This window comes from Marivivens donghaensis, assembly GCF_011806565.1.
GTDB classification, from domain to species: domain Bacteria; phylum Pseudomonadota; class Alphaproteobacteria; order Rhodobacterales; family Rhodobacteraceae; genus Marivivens; species Marivivens donghaensis_A.
This window is the reverse complement of sequence record NZ_JAATOP010000012.1, coordinates 69,548-88,011: the sequence shown is the minus strand read 5'-3', so window position 1 is coordinate 88,011 and position 18,464 is coordinate 69,548. Positions and strand designations below refer to the sequence as shown.

Genomic DNA, 18,464 nt, shown 5'->3' with positions numbered 1-18,464 from the left:
AGGAGCCCGCTATGTTGGCCCGTTATCTGGTCTTTGCGATCACCATCGTGATTACCATCGTCTGTTTCGCGTTTCCCGTCTGGCACGATTGGTCCTACGCGATCGGGTCGCTGAGCGGGATCTTCATGCTGGTGGGCATCTACGATTTGCTCCAGTCGCGCCACGCGGTGCTGCGCAACTATCCCGTCATCGGCCATTTCCGCTACCTGTTCGAAACCATCCGCCCCGAGATCCGCCAGTATCTGATCGAAGGCGACGACGAAGAGGTGCCGTTCAGCCGCGAAGCGCGCGCGATCGTGTACCAGCGGGCCAAAGACGTCGAGGACAAGCGGCCGTTTGGCACGAAAAAACGCGTCTACGATTCCGGCTATCAGTGGATGACGCACTCGATCAGGCCGCAGAAAATCGAAAACTCGGATTTTCGCGTGCTGATCGGCGGCAACGATTGCGCCAAGCCCTACAGCGCGTCGATCTACAACATCTCTGCGATGAGCTTCGGTGCGCTGTCGGCCAACGCCATTTCCGCGCTGAACAAGGGCGCGAAGATCGGCGGGTTCGCGCATGACACAGGCGAGGGCGGGATCAGCCGGTATCACCGCGAAGGCGGCGGCGATCTGATTTTCGAGATCGGCACGGGCTATTTCGGTTGCCGCACTCACGACGGTCGTTTCGACCCCGAGAAATTCGCGGCGCTGGCTGCGGACGATCAAGTGAAGATGATTGAACTCAAGCTGTCCCAGGGCGCGAAACCAGGGCAGGGCGGTATGCTGCCTGCCGCGAAGATCACCCCCGAGATTGCCGAAGCGCGTGACATTCCCGAAAACGAGGACTGCCATTCGCCCGCCAGCCATTCGGCCTTTGATACCCCGCTGGAGATGATGGACTTCATCCAGCAGCTTCGCGATCTGTCGAAAGGCAAGCCCGTGGGCTTCAAGCTGTGTATCGGGCACCGCCGCGAGTTCATGTGCATCGTCCGCGCCATGCTGGAAACGGGGATCACGCCCGACTTTATCGTCATCGACGGTAAGGAAGGCGGGACCGGTGCCGCTCCGCTGGAATTCACGAACCACATGGGGATGCCGTTGGTCGAGGGTCTGACCTTTGCCCACAACACCCTGCGCGGCGTCGGTCTGCGTGACCGCATCCGCATCGGCGCAAGCGGCAAGCTGGTGCAGTCGTTCGACATCGCCCGCACGCTGGCGCTGGGGGCGGACTGGTGTAACTCTGCCCGCGGTTTCATGTTCTCGGTCGGGTGCATTCAGGCGCAGGCGTGCCACACGAACCACTGCCCGACGGGTGTTGCGACGCAGGACGAATGGCGTCAGCGCGCGCTGAACGTTCCCGACAAGGCGCAGCGGGTCGCGAATTTCCACCGCAACACCATGAAGGCACTGGCCGATATCACGGGCGCTGCGGGCCTCAGCCATCCGGGAGAATTCCTGCCGCGTCACCTGATGATGCGCGAAAAAGACCGCGATATGGTCACCGGCGACGACGTTTATCCGTATATGCCCGAAGGGTTCCTGCTGCGCGAGGATGACGACCGCGGCGGTTATCTGCAACGGTGGCGGCGGGCTGCGTCGAACGACTTCCGCCCCTTCGACGATGGTATCTGAAAAAAGAAGGCCCGCTGGAATGGCGGGCCTTTTCAGTTAGTTGCCTAACAGGGCAGGGAGACCGAGCGTCAACGCCGGAAAGGCGATAAGGAGAGCGACGCGTACGAGTTCAGAGGCAAAGAACGGCATGACGCCTTTGAAGGTCGTCAGCATTGGTACGTTCTTGGCCATCGCAGAGATCACAAAGACGTTCATCCCGACGGGCGGCGTGATCAGCCCGAGCTCCACCACCACAAGCGCGAGGATGCCGAACCAGACCTTGAGGTCCAGAGTGGACATGCCGTAGCCCGAGCCTTCGGCCATCTGGTAGTCGCCGCCGTTCATCGCGACGAGCACAGGCCAGAAGAACGGCAGGACGAGCAGGATCATGGACATGGAGTCCATCAGGCAGCCCAGCAGAACCAGCGCCAGTAGAAGGATCATCATGATCATCATCGGCGAAAGGCCCGAATTCACTGCGATATCAGCAGCGGCTTGGGGTACGCCTGCGCGAGACATGAAGATCTTGAGCAGTTCGGCGCCCAGCAGGATCAGGTAGATCATGCCTGTTGTGCCAGCGGTTTCCTTGATCGAGGCGGCCATCGTTTCAAAGTTCATCTGCTTGCGGATCAGGCCGTAGACGAACACCGCGAACACACCGATTGCTGCGGCGGGGGTCGGGTTGTAGAGGCCGGCGTAGATGCCGCCGATCACGATACCGAACACCACAAGCACAGGGATTACGCCGCGGGTTGCGGCCCAGAACTCTGCCTTGTCGGACGCACCGTGGGCCGGGCCGGAGCCGGGAACGAGGCGGACGTAGATCGCGATGGTCGCGATGAACAGCGCCACGGCCAGCAAGCCGGGGATCAGCGCCGCCATGAACATGGTGACGATGTTGGCTTCGACCAGCACCGCATAGATCACAAGGATCACCGACGGCGGAATGAGGATGCCGAGCACGCCGCCCGCCGCGACCGAACCGGTGGCCAGCGCTGGGGAGTAGTTGTAGCGTTCAAGCTCGGGCAGGGCGACTTTGCCCATGGTGGACGCAGTCGCCAGCGACGAGCCACAAACCGCGCCGAAGCCCGCACAGGCCGCAATCGCTGCCATCGCCGTGCCGCCGCGCATCCAGCCGAACCACGCGTTCGCGGCGCGGAAGAGGTCTCGGGACAGGCCGGTTTTCGTGGCGAGCGCGCCCATCAGGACGAACATCGGCACGACGGTCAGGTCGTAGATCGAGAACTGGCCGTAGCCGAGCGTCTTGAGCTGCGAGAAAAGGATCTTGTAGCCGCTGATCGAAACCGTGCCGACAGCGCCCACGATAATCATGGAGTATGCGATGGGCATACGAAGGGCGATCAGGCCGATCAGGACCGCAAGTCCGATCAGGCCGAGAGTAATAGGTTCCATCAGGAGGCTCCGAAAAGGTCTTCGGCGGTGGTGATGACGGCTGCGATAAACAGCAGCGCCAGCGACACGAGGATCGGCACATACGGCCACCAGAGCGGAACGCTCAGAATGGTCGAGGAATAGTTGTATTCCTTTGTGTCGAGCATCCCGTACGTCATCCGCCAGAGCAGAAGCGCGGCAAAGCCGAGCGCGACCAGCGATGCGATCCCGTTGAGAAGGCTCACAAAACGCGGGTTCATGTTCGAGGTAAAGATGTCGGCAGTCACGTTGTGGCGGTGGAGCTGACAGAACGGCAGGAACATGAAGGCCGCCGCAGCAACCATCATTTCAGTGAGTTCGACGTCTCCCGCAAAGGGCAGCCCGATCAGGCTGCCCACTGTGGTCCACACGTTGACCAGCACGATCACCGCGAGGACGAGCCCACCCATCAGGGCCCAACCGTCGATCACCTTGCGACCAAGTGCGAAAATTCTCATGCGAAAGGTTCCGTGGCTCTAAGTTATTCGGCGTGCGAGGCGATGGCTGCGCGTGCCGCTTCGACCAGACTGTTGCCGTCAAGACCGGCGCCGTTGGCTTCTTCGATCCAGCGATCGACAACACCGTTCATCGGCCCTTCGAAGGCGGCGTATTCGTCATCCGACAGAACGACGTGGGTGTTGCCCGCTTCGGTCGCCATGTTGATGCCGAAGTCATCGGCGCCGCGCCAGATGCCGCCAACCTCGGTCAGCCACTCTTCGTTCGAAGCCTGAAGGAACGCGTCCTGAATGTCGGCTGGGAGCGACTCCCAGACGTCCTTGTTCATCGAAACCTGGAAGATCGAGGTGCCGAAACGGCTCATGTCCGGACCTTCGATCTGGTAGTCGGTCTGTTCCTGAAGCTGAAGCGCGGGGATGATTTCCCACGGGATCAGCGCGCCTTCGACGACCTTTTTGGACAGGGCCTGCGGCAGTTCCGGAACCGGCATTGCAACCGGCGACGCGCCGAGAGCTTCGATCACCCATGCGCCAGTGCGGCTCGGGGTGCGGAGCTTCAGACCTTCGAGGTCAGCGGGGCTGCGCAGGTCAGCGTCGACCATGTGAAGCGCGTTACCTGCGTGGGCTTGCAGGAACATCACTTGGAGGCCCTTGTATTCTTCGGCCAGATATTCGTCGAACATTTCGCGCATGGCGAGGTTCGCAGCGGTCGGGTCGTTCACGAAAACGGTCGGAAGTTCAAAGACTTCGGTGCGCGGGAACAGGCCCGGCGTGTAGCCGTTCAGGGTCCAGATCAGATCGACAACACCGTCGCGTGCCTGCTGCACGAGTTCCGGCGGACGGCCGCCAAGGGTCATCGACGGGTAGACCTCGATATCGACGCGGCCTTCGGTCAGTTCCTCGACGCGCTCGGCCCACGGAACCAGCATCTGCTGGTGCGCCGGCGAACGTTCGCTGAGGAAGTGGTGCAGTTTGAGGCTGTAGTCCTGCGCGACTGCGGGCAGTGCAAGAACAGTGAGCGCGGTGGCGGTGCCGAGAAGTGCTTTTAGTTTCATGTTTTCCTCCCTTAGGGTTCTTATCAGTAGGGTAACCCTACGTAGTTTTCTGCCAGACTCTTGCGGGCAGTTTCTGATCGGGCGAGGTATTCGAACTCGGCCCTTTGCATCCGTTTCTCGAAGTCCCCCTGATCGGGGAAGTCGTGGAGGATGGACGTCATCCACCATGAGAAACGCTCACATTTCCAAACGCGGGACAGCGCGGTGTCGGAATACCCGTCGATGCCTGCGGTGTTGTTATTCTTGATAGCCTGCTCCAGCGCGCGATGCAGGTAATAAACGTCGCCAATCGCGAGGTTCAGACCTTTCGCACCCGTCGGCGGCACGATGTGCGCCGCGTCACCCGCAAGGAACAGCGAGCCGTAGCGCATCGGTTCGGACACGAACGAGCGGAGCGGGGCGATGGACATCTCCAGCACTTCGCCGTCGGTCACGAGGTTCGCCGCGACATCGGCGGGGATGCGGCGCTTGAGTTCGTCCCAGAAACGATCCGGCGACCAGTCCTCGACCTTTTCGGTCAGCGGAACTTGCACGTAGTAGCGGCTGATCTCGTCCGAGCGCATGGAGCACAGGGCAAAACCGCGGTCGTGGGTGGCGTAGATCAACTCTTCCGTCGCGGGCGGGGTGCGGGACAGCATTCCCAGCCAGCCGAAGGGATATTCGCGAATGAATTCCTTGCGGTGCGTGTCGGGAATTGCCTTGCGGGCCGGCCCGTGGAAGCCATCGCAACCGGCGACGAAGCGGCATTCGATCCGGTGTTCCTGCCCGTCCTTCTGGTAGACGACGACGGGGCTGTCCGTCTCCGCGCCTTCGATGCGCTGGACTTCGGCTTCGTGGATCACCTGACCGCCGCGCGCCTCGCGGGCGTCATAAAGGTCATGCGTGATTTCGGTCTGGCCGTAGACCGTCACCGGCGTACCCGTCAGCGCCTTGAGATCGATGTGCAGGCGCTCGTCGTGCCAGCTGAGTTCAACGCCGTCATGGGTCTGGCCTTCGCGGGCCATACGCTCGCCGACACCTGCGTCCTGAAGCAGCTTGACCGAGCCCGCTTCGAGCACGCCTGCGCGGATGCGGCCAAGCACGTATTCGCGGCTTTTGCGTTCAATAACAATGCTGTCGATGCCATTCAGATCAAGCAGTTGCGACAGCAGAAGGCCCGAAGGACCGCCGCCGATGATGGCAACCTGAGTGCGGGTGGTCGTCATTCCGCTTCCATTTCCTGATAGGTCTGCTTGGCCAGTTTCAGTGCGTGATTGGCGCGGGGAACACCCGCGTAGATCGCAACGTGCTGGAGCGCTTCGGCCACGTCCGTTTTGGTCGCACCGGTGCGGGCGGTGGCGCGGATGTGCATCGGGATTTCTTCGTGATTGCCCGTCGCGGCGAGCAGCGCGATCGTGATCATGGACCGTTCGCGGTCGGTGATGCCGTCAGAGGCCCAAACAGTGCCCCACGCGCCTTCGGTGATCAGATCCTGAAACGGTTTGTCCAGTTCGGTCGTGCAAGCTTCGGCCCGGTCGACATGCGCATCGCCAAGGATGCGGCGGCGCGTTTGTTGTCCGGTTTCGAAATGATCAGCCACGGGTCGGTCCTCTTAATTTACGTATGGGGAGGGCCGACGACGATGCGCAGTTCTGCGACTTTCGTCTCGTTTTCTCCCCCTTTCGTATTGGTGACATAAGAAAATGACTTGTTAAAATTCATTCTCGTGCCTTATCCATAACCAAATGAGCATACCTAACGGATTGAAGCTGCGTCATATCGAAGGATTCCTCGCTGTTGCGCAGGATGGCACGATCTCTGGCGCGGCGCGAAAATTGAACATCACGCAGCCCGCGCTGTCGAAAACCATCGGCGAGTTGGAGCTGCGGTTGGGCTCGGTTCTGTTCGACCGCGTGGGGCGCAAAACCGTGCTGACGGCAGCGGGCGAGACGTTCCAGCGTCATGCGCTGAGTGCAATGAACAGCATTGAAGCGGGTGTCAGATCGCTCGGCGGTGAGGATCGGCGGCACACCGTCTCCGTGGGTATTCTGCCGACGGTGGCGGGGGAGTTTTTCCCCTCCGTCGCGTTGGAATTTTCCCGCCAGCGGCCCGAAGCGCAGATCCGCGTTCTGACGGGGCCGAACAAATATCTGCTGGAACGGCTGCGGGCGGGCGACATCGATTTGATGGTCGGACGAATGCCGACGGCGGCTGACCTTGCGGGGCTGAAGTTCGAATTCCTCTACGAAGAGCCGATCTGGCTGGTGGGCCGCGCGGGCCATCCGCTCGCGGAGGCCGAGCCTGCGGATGCGGTGCGAAGCAGCCCGCTGATCCTGCCGAACAAAGGCGCGATTATCCGCGAGGCGGTCGACGCCTATCTGAACGTGGTCGGGTTGGACGATGTGCAGCCCGTTTTCGAGACAGTGACGCTGTCGTTCGCGCGGGCGCTTCTGGTCAATTCGGACATGCTCTGGTTCATTTCGCGGGGCGTGGTCCGTCAGGAGGTTCTGTCGGGCTCGCTGATGACGTTCCCGCTGCGCAATGCGTTCATGTCGGGCGCTTTGGGAATGACGACAAAGCCAGCCGCCGAAGCGAACGGGCTTGTGGTGCATCTGTCTGAATTGCTGAGGAAATTCAGCGTCAGCGAGGATTAGGCCGCGGGCACGCCCTTGACCCGCCCAAGCCGTTTTTGCGCGGCGATGCGGAACGGCGCATTCGGGCCGCCAAAGCCTGTGTATCCGCCGCCGCGTTGGACGATTTCGAAGAACATGCCGCCCGCGAAACTGCGCGAGTAAAGCTGGAAGAAGCTGCGACCGTTTTCTTCGTCATAGAGGACATTCGCGGCCTTCAGGCGGGCGAGCAGATCGGGCGAAATATCGAAACGGCTGGCGAGGTCGGCGTAGTAGTTCGCGGGGATCGGGAGAACTTCGAACTTGCAGTCGGCCAGCGCCTTTGCGGTCGCGAAAATATCGTCTGTTTCCAGTGCGATATGCTGCACCGACGCACCGAAGTTCGACGCGAGAAAGTTACCCGCCAGCGTGCGGTGGGTTTCGGCGCCGTTGAGCGTCACGCGCATTTCGCCGCCCTTGGATTCGACGATCTGGCTGCGCACGAGGCCGTCGGGGTCGATCACGTCGACCATGGGCGATTTCTGCATGTCGAACAGCGACGAGTAGAACAGCGTCCAGCTGAGCATGTCGTCGTAGCTCATGGTCTGGGCGAGGTGGTCGATCCGCTTGAGGCCCGCGCCCTTGGTTTCGTCGCCGGCCGGCACGAATTCGACGTCCCACACGCGGGACAGGCCGCTGTCTTCGTCGATGAAATGGAGGATCGAGCCTTCGAGGCCGCGAATGGCGGGGATATCCAGCTCTCCCGGGCCGAGCGGTTGGTCAAAAGGTGACATGCCCAGAGCGCGTGCGCGCTCCACGGTGTCCTGCGCGGAGGAGACCCGCAGCCCGATATCACAAACGCTCAGCCCGCGCGCATTCCAGACGTGGGCGGCGTGACCCTCGGGGTCGGAATTGACGACGATGCGGATTTCGCCCTGCTGCCACAGGTCGATGTCTTTGTTGCGGTGGCGGGCGGTGCGGACGAAGCCGAGCGAGCCGAGGAGGCCGGCTAGCTTGCCCGCGTCATCGCCGCGCGCGGTAAACTCGATGAACTCGACCCCATGAACGCCGATGCGGGAGGGGATCGCGGGCAGGTCTACTTTGACCTCGGGTTCGGCTTTGCGGACGTCATCCATCAGGGTGATGAGCGAACGATAGCCGTCCTTGGCCACGGTGCGGGCATTGCCGCCGCGAAACTGGTCGTTAAAGATTTCGAGGCTGAGCGGGCCGGAATAGCCCGCCGCCATAACCGCTTGCATGAAGCCGCGCACGTCCAGATCGCCTTCGCCCGGCATGTTGCGGAAATGGCGGGACCAGTAGAGCAGATCCATCGGGATCGCGGGCGCATCGGCCAACTGGACAAAGAAAATCTTGTCACCAGGGATCGAGCGAATGCTTTCGGGCGACAGGCCGCGACCGAGCGTATGGAAGCTGTCGAGGATCAGGCCGATGTTGTCGTGATCGGCGCGGCGCACGATTTCCCACGCATCGCGGTGGTCGTTCACATGGCGGCCCCACGCGAGCGCCTCGTAGCCGACGCGCAGACCGCGCGCCTTGGCACGGTCGCCCAACTCATTGAGGTCATTCGCCGCACGGTCGATCCCGCCGAGCGAGGCGGGATGGCAGGACGAGCAGATCAGGATGAGGTCGGTGCCCAGTTCCTGCATGAGGTCGAATTTGCGCTCCGCACGGTCGAACGCCTTAGAGCGCAGCGGCTCTGGCAGGCATTCGAAATCGCGGAATGGCTGGAGCATGGTGATCTCCAGCCCGTGATCGCGCACCATGCGGCCCACCTCGGCGGGGGAGCCGTCATGCGCGATGAAGTCCTGCTCGAAAATCTCGATGCCATCGTACCCCGCCGCCGAAATCGCTGCGAGCTTTTCGGTGAGCGTGCCGGAGATGGAGACGGTGGCAATCGAGGTTTTCATCGGGATAACTCCTTAATATCCCAGCGCTTGCGGCAGCCAGATCACGGTCTGGGGCACGAAGGTCAGGATGAGCAAAACAAGGACTTCGACAAAGAAGAACGGCAGGATGGCGCGCGTGATCTTTGCCATGCCGACCTGAGCGATGCCTTCGGCCACGAAGAGGCAGAGGCCGAGCGGCGGTGTGATCAGGCCGATCATCAGGTTGAAGATCACGAGGATACCGAAGTGCACGGGATCAACGCCCATCGACACAGCGATGGGGTGGAGGATCGGGACGAGCACCAGCATTGCCGCGATGCCTTCGAGGAAAAGACCCACGAACAGGAACAGCACGATGGTCGCCAGAAGGAACGTCGTCTTGCTGTCCACATTGCCGACAACCCAGTCGGTCAGCATGTTCGGCACCTGATTGTAGGTCAGCAGCCAGTTGGCAGCACCCACAGCAGCAATGATCGCGAGGATCACGGCGCTATCGCGCATCGCATCGGAGAAAATGCGGGGCAGGGCGGCAAAGCTGATCTTGCGGTAAACAAGGCCGCCGAGGATCAGCGCGTAAGCCACGGCGAAGGTTGCCGCTTCGGTCGGGGTGACGACGCCCAGCAGGATCGAGCCGACCACGAAGAACGGCATCAGCAGGGGAAGGATACCGCCGAGCAGTGCCTGCGCGGGCGGGATGGTCACGAGGTCACTGGACTGGTTGCCCTTGTCCACTTTGACCGTCAGCATCACGTAGGCCGACAGGAAGATCGCCAGCAGAATGCCGGGGATGACGCCTGCAAGGAACAGCGAAGGCACGGTGACGCCGGTCACGGTCAGCGCGTAGATGATGACGGGGATCGACGGCGGGATGATCGGGCCGATGACCGACGAAGCAGCGGTCAGGGCGGCGGCGAATTCGCGGGTGTAGCCGTGCTTTTCCATTTCAGGAATGAACACGCGGCCAAGCGCGGAGGTGTCGGCAACCGCAGAGCCCGATAGGCCTGCAAAGATCACGGAAGCCCAGATGTTCACCATCGCAAGGCCCGCGCGCATACGGCCCACGAGCACGTTCGCGAACGCAATGATCCGCTGGGTGATGCCGCTTTCGTTCATCAGCTCGCCCGCGAGGACGAACAGCGGAATGGCGAGCAGCGGGTAGCTGTTGAGGCTCTTGTACATCTCGGTCGCGACGATGCGGATGGCGTAGGGCGCATCATTCATTGACATGAACGTCAGAAGGGCCGCGATGATGGAAATGGCGATCGGGGCGCCGATCAGCAGGGCGACGATGAGGACAACGTAGACCATGTTCTCAGGCCTCCTTCACTTCAGAGGCGCGCTCGATCAGGCGCAGCAGGGCAGCAATGGCCAGCATGGCGCCGCCCAGAGCGATCGCGAACTGCCACGGGCCAACTTTGCCGAGCCATTCGAGCGGCACGATGCCGGTGCTATCTGCCAGCCAGTCGGCGGTCTTCTTCAGGCCAGAGCTGTCGCGGTCACCGCGGCGCATCATGAACTGGTAGCCCGCCTGGATCAGCGCGAGGCCGCAGATCAGGGTGATGACGTCCGTGATGAGGAACAGAAGCTGGCGCGTCTTGGCGCTCAGCATGTCCGTCAGCACGGTGAAACGGATGTGGCGGTCGGTCATGTAGGCATAGGCTAGACCGAACATAACGCCATAGATCGTCAGGTAAATCGGAAGCTCCTCGCCCCACGGCAGCGACTTGCCGATGGTGTAGCGACGGACCGAGTTCACGAAGATGATGAGAAACACGAGGGCCATCGACGTTCCCGCTCCGAAGGCAAAGATACGTCTGACGATACGGTTGATAGTGTCCATGAAAGCAGCTCTTTTCGGGCTTTTGAGGAACAGGGGCGCGGTGGGCGCCCCTGTTCTTTGCATGGGAGAGATAGAGTTGGTCGATTAGTTCGAAGCTGCCGAAACGGCTTCTTGCAGGTTGTCGATCCAGACGGCGTCGTCACCGAGCTCGCCGCGCAGGTATTCGATCACAGCCGGCTGCGCCTTTTCAGCGAAGGCCGCGATTTCATCGGCGGTCGGCGAGTAGACCTGCATGCCTTCTTCCTGAACCTTGTTCACGCCTTCAGCGGTGCCCCACTGCTGGATCGCACGGCCCATGTTGCCTGCAACGCGGGCAGCTTTGGCGACGACCTGCTGTTCGGCGTCCGACAGACCCTGATAGAAGTCATCCGAGATCAGGATGAAGTCGGCAGCGTAGACGTGACCGTCGAGGGTCATGTACTGCTGAAGCTCGTGCAGGCCGTTGTTGTAGATCACGCCAACGGGGTTTTCCTGACCGTCAACAACGCCGGTCGACAGCGCGTTCGGCAGTTCGGTCCATGCGATCGGGGTCGGCTCACCGCCCAGACCCGAAACCATCTCGACGTAGAGCGGGATCGGCTGAACGCGGAACTTCAGACCTTCCATATCGGCGGGCGAGCGGATTTCGCGGGTGTTGTTGGTGAAGTTACGGAAACCGGTTTCACCGTAAGCCAGCGTGCGCAGGCCGGTCTGCTCAAGGCAGTGCTCTGCCAGTGCGTCGCCGAATTCACCGTCCAGAACGTCCCAAGCGATGGTGGCCGACGAGAAGGTGTAGGGGATGTCGAGAACGCCAGCCGCGGGGCAAACCTTGGACATTGCGCCCGAAACCATGACGACCTGAGTGAGGCCCTCTTCGGCCTGACCGACGAGTTCGTCTTCGTTGCCGAGTGCGCCAGCCGGGAACAGCTCCACGGTCAGGTCGGTTTCGCCTTCGACGATGTTCTTGAAGATGTTGGCAGCTGCGCCTTTCTTCGACGCGGTCCAGTCGTCCGGGTCAACGTGACCGAAGCGGATGGTCTGTGCGTTGGCCGAAGCGGCCATGCCCGCGACCAGTGCGGTGGTTGCTGCGAGTGCTGCGAATTTGAAAGCCATTGTGGTCTCCTCCCTTAGGCGTTCAGGATCCCGCATTGCTGCGGGGTTGAGTGTCGAAGGCGTCGAAAGTCGCCTTCATCCGTGCAGGATCGGCAGGCCGACCCGTAAACAGTTCGAAGGCGCGGACGGCTTGATAGACGGCCATCCCGGACCCGGGCATCGTCTGACAGGCTGCGGCGCGCGCTTCTTTCAGCAATTGGGTCTCGAGCGGAAAATAGACGATATCCGCGACCCAAGTGGATTTTCGGTGAAGTTCGGCAGGAACGGCGGTTCCCGGCAGCTTTTCCATGCCCATCGGCGTGGCGTTCACGATGCCGTCCGGCGCGTTGTTGCGCAGGAACCGTTCGAGGTCGGTCACAGTCTCGGACAGGCAGTCGGTCTGGCTGTTGTGAAGCTGTACCGACAGATCGTTCGCGCGCTTTTCGTCGGTGTCGAAGATCGACAGGCGTTTGACACCCGAACGGGCCAGCGCGTGAGCCACGGCAACGCCCGCACCGCCTGCGCCGATCAGCACGACGTGTTCGTGGGCGCTGTCGCCGAGGTACATCTCGAACGCGGTTTTGAAGCCCGACGCATCGGTGTTGTGGCCGGTGCGCTTGCCATTGCGGAAAATCACGGTGTTCACCGCGCCGACTGCACGGGCGCCGTCGGACAGATCGTCGAGGTGGTCGATGACCTCGACCTTGTAGGGGTAGGTGATGTTGAGACCCGCGTAGCCGCTGTCCTCTGCGATGTTCAGAAGGTCGCGGAGCGTGTGGCCCGCATAGTCCGACGTGTCGGTGTCGATCAGGTCGTAGGTGCAGCGAAGCCCTTGGGCCTCGGCCTCTGCGATGTGCATCGCCGGGGTGCGCGACAGGCCGATACCTTTGCCGATCAGTCCCATGCGGACTGTGGTCAGCACTTGATCTGTGTCGGTCAACGGCATGGCGGGCGCTCCTCCCAAAGCGATTCTGACCTCACAATGAACCGTGCGGTTAATTCCGTCAACGCAAATGTACCGGACGGTTAAACTTGACCAGGCAAGCCGTTTGAACGAAAGTATTTTTCATGACCAAAGAGCCCAAGATTTCAGCACCCAAGAAGCCCCGTTCGTGGAAGCAAGACCCCGAAGCGGTGAAGGCTGACATCCTTGCGGCCGCCAAGGTCGAGTTTGCGAAGCACGGGCTTTCGGGTGCCAGAGTTCAGGACATCGCGGACCAGATTCAGACGTCCAAGCGTATGATTTTCTACTATTTCGGGGACAAAGAGGGGCTCTATCGCGCCGTTCTCGAAGAAGTCTACGGAAGCGTCCGTCAGGCCGAGCGTGACCTGAACCTCGACGGTTTCCCGCCCATGGAAGCTCTGCGCAAACTGGTGGAGTTCACCTTTGACCACCACGCCAGAAACCGCGATTTCATCCGGCTCGTGATGATCGAGAATATTCATCACGGGAAGCATATGATGGATGTGGAGTCGCTGATGACGACCAATACGGCGGCGATTACGCAGATTGAACGAATCTGCGATGCGGGCGTCAAAGAGGGCGTGATGCGGAGCGGACTGTCACCGCTGATGATCCACTGGCAGATCTCCGCGATGAGCTTTTTCAACGGCGCGAACCAGTCGACGTTCTCGTTCAACTTCGGCAACGATCTGTTCGACGAGGCCGGTCAGGCCGCGCTGCGCGAACAGGTGGTGCAGAGCATTCTGGCGTCGGTCGCGGCCTAACAGCCCGCCGCTTTGCGCCTGTTTTCCACGTCGGCCTGAATGTCCGACAGGCGGATGCTTTCGAATTTTGCCATGAGCGCCGTGGTCGCCTCGTCCAGTGTTTCCGAAATCGTCGTGTTCACCGACTGCTCCACCAGACATTGCGGGGCGGGGTTCGACAGGTTGAAGGCAAACAGCGTCGGCTCCCCGATGCAGGCGTAGATGTCGCGCAGGGTAATGTCCTGCGTGTCCTTGATCAGCGTCCAGCCGCCGCCGTGCCCACGCTCCGCCGCGACCAATCCGCCATCGCGAAGCCCTGCCATCGTGCGGCGGACGACCACCGCGTTTGTGCCCAGCATGTCCGCGATGTGCTGCGAGGTCATCGGCGCATCGCTGTGGGCCATGTGCAGAAGAACGTGCAGTAGGCGGGAAAGGCGGGTGTCCTGACGCAAGGGCGGCTCCATCGGTAAAGATACTTTCTACGTTACATGATGTTGACTCCAGTGCGCAATCAAGTAACTTACGATGATACCAATGAAGGAAAGTCGCATGACCACGGAAGATCCGAAGGCTTACTGGGAAGAGTTCTACCAGACCAAGCGCACCACATCCTCGGGCACGCCGAGCGGCATCCTCCTGCGCGTGACGACCGATATGGCATCGGGGCACGCGCTGGATCTGGGGTCGTCCAACGGCGATGACGTGATCTGGCTGGCCGAGCAGGGCTGGGATGCGGTGGGCGTGGATATCTCGGAAACGGCGTGCGAGAGGGCGCGAGCGCGGGCGGAGATGCTCGACCTCAAGGGCACCGCGACGTTCGAGTCGATGGACCTGACGGAGCGCCAGCCCGAAGGCCCGTTCGATCTGGTGACGGCGCTGTTTTTCCAGTCCTCGTTCGACTTCCCTCGCGGTGAGATTTTGAACAAGGTGTCGAAACTCGTGGCCAAGGGCGGCACGCTGCTGATCGTCGCCCATGCCTCCGCCCCGCCGTGGGCGAGCGAGGAAATGAAGGAACGCGCCAAGAGCTTCCCCACGGTCGCGAGCGAGCTGGCGGATCTGCAAGCCACTGAAGACGAATGGGACTTCGTGCAGGTCGGCATCGCCACGCGTTCTGCCAAATCGCCCGAGGGCGAGCCTGCGCAGCTAGAGGATACGGTGATCCACCTGCGCCGGAAGTGATCAGAAGTCCCTGACCTTCATCCCTTTCAAAAGACAGTCCAGCGTGTCGCGAAGGTGGGCCGAGTGGTCCTCCTCTGCGTGATCGGCGATCATGGCGGGGTGGATGAAAAACACCATCGCGCGCAGGATCAGACGCGCCCGCTCCATCGCGGTGTCGCCCTCATAGCCAAGCTCTCGCATCAGGTCCGCCATCTGCTGGCGCAGCGCGGCGAGGTGATGGACAACGGCGGGCTGTTTTGCGTCGCTTGCCAGATTGTAGGCGTGGAACACCTCGGCATCATTCTGCGCACGGTCGCGGTTCATGGTGTAGCGGGTCATGAACCACTGCTCGACCCTTTCGCGGGCGGGCAGGTCCATCGCGCAGACCTTGGCCAGCGCTTCTTCGCTTTCGAGCAGCCATTTCGCAGTGACCGCATCGACCAGCGCGGCCTTGTTGGCGAAATGCGGGTAGAGCGAGGTGTGTTTGACGTCCATCGCTTTGGCCACGTCCACCAGCCGCAGCTTCTCCGAGCCGACCTTGCGAAGCTGCGCCAGCGTCACGTCCACTGCGCGTTCGCGGAGTTCTTCCTGGCTGAGGCCGGTTCTAGGCATGCGGCGTCCCTGTCGGTTGGTGCGGAAACCTAACCCTATTACCGAGGGGAGACAACGGGCCGCGCGGGGCGGCCTTAAGGTGTTTTACTTGCCGATTTTGTCGAGCGCGGCCATCGCATCGGCGTCCAGTTTCAGCGTCGCGGCCTCTACGTTTTCGCGCAGGTGATCGACCGACGAGGTGCCGGGGATCAGCAGGATATTGGGCGAACGGCGCAGCAGCCACGCGAGCGCGACTTGTAGCGCGGAGGCGTCCACGTCCTGCGCCACGGCGGCCAGTTCGTCCGATTGCAGCGGAGAGAATCCACCCAGCGGGAAGAACGGCACGTAAGCGATGCCTGCTTTGGCCAGTTCGTCGATCATCTCGTCATCGCCGCGGTTGGCGAGGTTGTAGAGGTTCTGCACGCACACGATATCCGCCATTTCGCGTGCAACACGGGTCTGGGCGAGGGTGACGTTGCTGATGCCGATATGCTTGATCAGGCCGCGCTCTTGCCGTTTGACCATCTGCTCCATCTGGCGGGCGATGGGTTCTTCGCTGGGGCCATGCCCCGCGCCGCCGCCCATGAAGCGCATGTTCACCACGTCGATCACATCAAGACCGAGGTTGCGCAGGTTGTCTTCGACTGCCGCGGTCAGTTCATCGTTCGATTGCGCGGGCAGCCAGTTCCCTTCTGCATCGCGCCGTCGCGGTCACGGGGTTCGCCAAAAGCGCCCTTGCTCGCCAACTGCATAGCGCCATAGCCCATGCGCGTGACGCATTTGTCGCCAAGCTGCCAAGTGCCTGCGGTTTCAATGTCTTTCATCTGGAATGTCCTTGCAGAGGAGTTATATATTACAAAATATTTAATGCGTAAAAAACCCCGCAAGGGGTCGGCGGAGATAAATGTGCGGTCAGCACATAATATGTCCGACATTGAGTTGTTTTGCGGCTTGTGATATGCGCCCGCAGATCAGCTACAGAAGCAAACTCCCCGAAAATACCATGAACCAGATGATGACGGCCCCCAAGTATATTGGCGGAAGAGCAGCGCCATTCCTTCCGATGACCCGCGCAGAGATGACGCGGCTCGGATGGGACGAGTGTGACATTATCCTTGTCACCGGCGATGCCTACGTGGACCACCCCAGTTTTGGCATGGCGCTGATCGGGCGTCTGCTGGAGGCCGAGGGCTACCGCGTTGGCATCATCTCGCAGCCTGACTGGCAGTCGGCGGATGCGTTCAGGGAACTGGGCCGCCCGCGTCTGTTCTTTGGCGTGACCGGCGGCAACCTCGACTCGATGGTCAACCGCTACACCTCGGACCGCAAGTTGCGCAGCGACGATGCCTATACGGCTGGCGGCGAGGGGGGCAAGCGCCCCGACCGCTGCACGATCGTTTACACGCAGCGTTGCCGCGAAGCTTACAAGGACGTGCCTGTGATCCTCGGGGGGATCGAGGCTTCGCTGCGCCGCATTGCTCATTATGACTACTGGTCGGACAAGGTCCGCCGCTCGATCCTCGCTGATGCGAAGGCCGATCTGCTGGTCTATGGCAACGCCGAGCGCGCGATTGTCGAACTGGCGAACCGTATTGCGCAGGGCGAAGTCGCTCGCGAAATCGACGATGTGCGCGGTGTCGCGCTGTTCCGCTCGGTTCCCGAGGATTACACTGAACTGCCGGCCGATGACCTCGATAGCGCTGACGAGGCCGCGACCCGTCACCCCGGTAAAACCGTGATCCGTCTGCCGTCCTTCGAGGTCGTGGAAAAGGACAAAGACGCCTACGCCCGCGCTTCGCGTGTTCTGCACCGCGAAGCCAACCCAGGTAACGCGCGTCCGATGGTCCAGCGTCACGGCGACCGCGATTTGTGGCTGAACCCGCCGCCGATCCCGCTGAAGTCCGAGGAAATGGACGCGGTTTACGACCTGCCCTATGCGCGCATCCCGCACCCGTCCTACATGGACGCGAAGGTGCCCGCTTACGAGATGATCAAGGCGTCGGTCACGATCATGCGCGGCTGCTTTGGCGGCTGCACCTTCTGTTCGATCACCGAGCACGAAGGCCGGGTGATCCAGAACCGCTCCGAAGCGTCGATCCTGCGCGAGATTGAACTGATCCGCGACAAGACGCCGGGCTTTAAGGGCGTGATTTCGGACGTGGGCGGCCCGACCGCGAACATGTACCGGATGGCCTGCAAAGATCCGAACATTGAAAAGAACTGCCGTCTGCCGTCCTGTGTGTTCCCCGACATCTGTCCGAACCTGAACACCTCGCATGATGACCTGATCCAGCTTTATCGCAAGGTCCGCGAAGTCGACGGCATCAAGAAGGTCATGGTGGCCTCGGGTGTGCGTTACGACCTTGCCGTGCGCAGCCCCGAATATGTCGAGGAACTGGTGACGCACCACGTCGGCGGCTACCTCAAGATCGCGCCGGAACATACCGAACGCGGGCCGCTCGACGTCATGATGAAGCCGGGTATCGGCACCTATGACAAGTTCAAGGAAATGTTCGACGCCGCTGCCGAGAAGGCGGGCAAGAAGTATTACCTGATCCCGTACTTCATCGCCGCCCACCCCGGCACGACGGACGAGGACATGATGAACCTCGCGCTGTGGCTCAAGAAAAATCGCTACCGCGCGGATCAGGTGCAGACCTTCCTGCCGTCTCCGATGGCGACCGCGACCGCGATGTACCACACGGGCGTCAACACGCTGCGCGGTGTGCGCCGCGGGGGTGGGGAAAAGGTCGATACCGTCCGCGGTGGCCGTCAGCGCCGTATCCACAAGGCGTTCCTGCGCTACCACGATCCGGACAACTGGCCGCTGCTGCGCGAGGCTCTGAAGTCGATGGGCCGCGCCGATTTGATCGGGCCGCGTCCGGACCAACTGATCCCTGCGCACCAGCCTGTTGGCACGGGTTCTGGCAACGGTAAGGGGCCGAAGAAGTTCGGCAACCGCTCCAGCAGCCGCCCGAATTCGCGGCCGATGAAGTTCACGACGAAGGGCAACCAGTACCCGTCTAAGCCTAAGAAATAATGAGGAAATCGGGCTTCGGCCCGATT

Annotated in this window: 19 protein-coding genes; 5 read left to right on the top strand and 14 right to left on the bottom strand. The window is 61.5% G+C overall.

Annotated elements, in window-relative coordinates; all coding sequences use genetic code 11:
- The first annotated feature begins 11 nt into the window (after positions 1–11).
- Positions 12–1,616 (top strand): FMN-binding glutamate synthase family protein, encoded by a 1,605-nt coding sequence (locus tag HCZ30_RS14850; protein WP_167639091.1) that lies wholly within the window; start codon positions 12–14, stop codon positions 1,614–1,616.
- A 36-nt stretch (positions 1,617–1,652) separates the two neighbouring features.
- On the opposite strand, the gene HCZ30_RS14845 is transcribed toward HCZ30_RS14850, so the two are convergent.
- From HCZ30_RS14845 to pcaC, 5 genes are read right to left on the bottom strand one after another with little or no spacing between them, the layout of a single operon-like run.
- Positions 1,653–3,008, bottom strand: coding sequence for a TRAP transporter large permease (locus tag HCZ30_RS14845; RefSeq protein WP_348640401.1), 1,356 nt, complete (start codon positions 3,006–3,008; stop codon positions 1,653–1,655).
- Positions 3,008–3,484 carry a TRAP transporter small permease gene (locus HCZ30_RS14840; RefSeq protein WP_167639090.1) on the bottom strand — a complete coding sequence of 159 codons (477 nt, stop codon included), beginning with the start codon at positions 3,482–3,484 and terminating at the stop codon, positions 3,008–3,010. The genes HCZ30_RS14845 and HCZ30_RS14840 overlap by 1 nt, the downstream gene beginning before the upstream one ends.
- A 23-nt stretch (positions 3,485–3,507) precedes the next feature.
- Positions 3,508–4,536, bottom strand: coding sequence for a TRAP transporter substrate-binding protein (locus HCZ30_RS14835; protein ID WP_167639089.1), 1,029 nt, complete (start codon positions 4,534–4,536; stop codon positions 3,508–3,510).
- Positions 4,537–4,559: 23 nt separating this feature from the next.
- Positions 4,560–5,741: a 4-hydroxybenzoate 3-monooxygenase gene (gene pobA, locus HCZ30_RS14830; RefSeq protein ID WP_167639088.1), complete on the bottom strand. Its 1,182-nt coding sequence runs from the start codon at positions 5,739–5,741 to the stop codon at positions 4,560–4,562.
- A complete protein-coding gene (pcaC, locus tag HCZ30_RS14825; protein ID WP_167639087.1) occupies positions 5,738–6,115 on the bottom strand; it encodes a 4-carboxymuconolactone decarboxylase in 378 nt (125 codons plus the stop codon). Before pcaC ends, pobA begins: the two co-directional genes overlap by 4 nt.
- Before the next feature lie 163 nt (positions 6,116–6,278).
- On the opposite strand from pcaC, the gene HCZ30_RS14820 reads away from it, so the two are divergent.
- Positions 6,279–7,169, top strand: coding sequence for a LysR substrate-binding domain-containing protein (locus HCZ30_RS14820; RefSeq protein WP_167639086.1), 891 nt, complete (start codon positions 6,279–6,281; stop codon positions 7,167–7,169).
- Here HCZ30_RS14820 and HCZ30_RS14815 read toward each other — a convergent pair.
- The 5 genes from HCZ30_RS14815 to HCZ30_RS14795 form a co-directional block, all read right to left on the bottom strand.
- Complete coding sequence (locus HCZ30_RS14815; RefSeq protein WP_167639085.1) at positions 7,166–9,052, bottom strand: bifunctional sugar phosphate isomerase/epimerase/4-hydroxyphenylpyruvate dioxygenase family protein; 1,887 nt, start codon at positions 9,050–9,052, stop codon at positions 7,166–7,168. The genes HCZ30_RS14820 and HCZ30_RS14815 overlap by 4 nt on opposite strands.
- Positions 9,053–9,064: 12 nt before the next feature.
- Positions 9,065–10,339 carry a TRAP transporter large permease gene (locus HCZ30_RS14810; protein WP_167639084.1) on the bottom strand — a complete coding sequence of 425 codons (1,275 nt, stop codon included), beginning with the start codon at positions 10,337–10,339 and terminating at the stop codon, positions 9,065–9,067.
- Between the two features lie 4 nt (positions 10,340–10,343).
- The gene (locus HCZ30_RS14805) at positions 10,344–10,871 is read right to left on the bottom strand and encodes a TRAP transporter small permease (protein WP_167639083.1); all 528 of its coding nucleotides are present in this window, start codon (positions 10,869–10,871) and stop codon (positions 10,344–10,346) included.
- A gap of 84 nt (positions 10,872–10,955) precedes the next feature.
- Complete coding sequence (locus HCZ30_RS14800) at positions 10,956–11,963, bottom strand: DctP family TRAP transporter solute-binding subunit (protein WP_217703063.1); 1,008 nt, start codon at positions 11,961–11,963, stop codon at positions 10,956–10,958.
- Positions 11,964–11,985: 22 nt separating this feature from the next.
- Positions 11,986–12,888, bottom strand: coding sequence for a shikimate dehydrogenase (locus HCZ30_RS14795; protein ID WP_217703062.1), 903 nt, complete (start codon positions 12,886–12,888; stop codon positions 11,986–11,988).
- Positions 12,889–13,010: 122 nt separating this feature from the next.
- Here HCZ30_RS14795 and HCZ30_RS14790 point away from each other — a divergent pair, with 122 nt between their 5' ends.
- Complete coding sequence (locus tag HCZ30_RS14790; RefSeq protein ID WP_167639081.1) at positions 13,011–13,670, top strand: TetR/AcrR family transcriptional regulator; 660 nt, start codon at positions 13,011–13,013, stop codon at positions 13,668–13,670.
- On the opposite strand, the gene HCZ30_RS14785 is transcribed toward HCZ30_RS14790, so the two are convergent.
- The gene (locus HCZ30_RS14785; protein ID WP_167639080.1) at positions 13,667–14,101 is read right to left on the bottom strand and encodes an RrF2 family transcriptional regulator; all 435 of its coding nucleotides are present in this window, start codon (positions 14,099–14,101) and stop codon (positions 13,667–13,669) included. The two genes, HCZ30_RS14790 and HCZ30_RS14785, sit on opposite strands and share 4 nt — an antisense overlap.
- Before the next feature lie 97 nt (positions 14,102–14,198).
- Here HCZ30_RS14785 and HCZ30_RS14780 point away from each other — a divergent pair, with 97 nt between their 5' ends.
- Positions 14,199–14,828: a class I SAM-dependent methyltransferase gene (locus HCZ30_RS14780; protein ID WP_167639079.1), complete on the top strand. Its 630-nt coding sequence runs from the start codon at positions 14,199–14,201 to the stop codon at positions 14,826–14,828.
- Here HCZ30_RS14780 and HCZ30_RS14775 read toward each other — a convergent pair whose 3' ends face one another.
- The 3 genes from HCZ30_RS14775 to HCZ30_RS16775 form a co-directional block, all read right to left on the bottom strand.
- Positions 14,829–15,419, bottom strand: a complete 591-nt coding sequence (locus HCZ30_RS14775) for a TetR/AcrR family transcriptional regulator (protein WP_167639078.1) — start codon at positions 15,417–15,419, stop codon at positions 14,829–14,831. It lies immediately after the preceding gene.
- Positions 15,420–15,503: 84 nt separating this feature from the next.
- Entirely contained in the window at positions 15,504–16,055 is a 552-nt protein-coding gene (locus HCZ30_RS14770) for an oxidoreductase (RefSeq protein WP_281352644.1), read from the bottom strand.
- Entirely contained in the window at positions 16,052–16,222 is a 171-nt protein-coding gene (locus HCZ30_RS16775) for a hypothetical protein (protein ID WP_281352643.1), read from the bottom strand. The genes HCZ30_RS14770 and HCZ30_RS16775 overlap by 4 nt, the downstream gene beginning before the upstream one ends.
- Before the next feature lie 179 nt (positions 16,223–16,401).
- On the opposite strand from HCZ30_RS16775, the gene HCZ30_RS14765 reads away from it, so the two are divergent.
- On the top strand, positions 16,402–18,438 hold the full coding sequence (locus tag HCZ30_RS14765; RefSeq protein ID WP_217703061.1) for a YgiQ family radical SAM protein: 2,037 nt from the start codon (positions 16,402–16,404) through the stop codon (positions 18,436–18,438).
- Positions 18,439–18,464 lie beyond the last annotated feature (26 nt).

Bases quoted from the DNA above. Each gene is read 5' to 3' on its own strand.
- HCZ30_RS14815 (WP_167639085.1), bottom strand. From the start codon at position 9,052: ATGAAAACCTCGATTGCCACCGTCTCCATCTCCGGCACGCTCACCGAA.
- pobA (WP_167639088.1), bottom strand. From the start codon at position 5,741: ATGACGACCACCCGCACTCAGGTTGCCATCATCGGCGGCGGTCCTTCG.
- HCZ30_RS14810 (WP_167639084.1), bottom strand. From the start codon at position 10,339: ATGGTCTACGTTGTCCTCATCGTCGCCCTGCTGATCGGCGCCCCGATC.
- HCZ30_RS14805 (WP_167639083.1), bottom strand. From the start codon at position 10,871: ATGGACACTATCAACCGTATCGTCAGACGTATCTTTGCCTTCGGAGCG.
- HCZ30_RS14765 (WP_217703061.1), top strand. From the start codon at position 16,402: ATGAACCAGATGATGACGGCCCCCAAGTATATTGGCGGAAGAGCAGCG.
- HCZ30_RS14845 (WP_348640401.1), bottom strand. From the start codon at position 3,008: ATGGAACCTATTACTCTCGGCCTGATCGGACTTGCGGTCCTGATCGGC.
- HCZ30_RS14795 (WP_217703062.1), bottom strand. From the start codon at position 12,888: ATGCCGTTGACCGACACAGATCAAGTGCTGACCACAGTCCGCATGGGA.
- HCZ30_RS14800 (WP_217703063.1), bottom strand. From the start codon at position 11,963: ATGGCTTTCAAATTCGCAGCACTCGCAGCAACCACCGCACTGGTCGCG.
- HCZ30_RS14840 (WP_167639090.1), bottom strand. From the start codon at position 3,484: ATGAGAATTTTCGCACTTGGTCGCAAGGTGATCGACGGTTGGGCCCTG.
- HCZ30_RS14850 (WP_167639091.1), top strand. From the start codon at position 12: ATGTTGGCCCGTTATCTGGTCTTTGCGATCACCATCGTGATTACCATC.
- HCZ30_RS14780 (WP_167639079.1), top strand. From the start codon at position 14,199: ATGACCACGGAAGATCCGAAGGCTTACTGGGAAGAGTTCTACCAGACC.
- HCZ30_RS14790 (WP_167639081.1), top strand. From the start codon at position 13,011: ATGACCAAAGAGCCCAAGATTTCAGCACCCAAGAAGCCCCGTTCGTGG.
- HCZ30_RS14775 (WP_167639078.1), bottom strand. From the start codon at position 15,419: ATGCCTAGAACCGGCCTCAGCCAGGAAGAACTCCGCGAACGCGCAGTG.
- HCZ30_RS16775 (WP_281352643.1), bottom strand. From the start codon at position 16,222: ATGAAAGACATTGAAACCGCAGGCACTTGGCAGCTTGGCGACAAATGC.
- HCZ30_RS14835 (WP_167639089.1), bottom strand. From the start codon at position 4,536: ATGAAACTAAAAGCACTTCTCGGCACCGCCACCGCGCTCACTGTTCTT.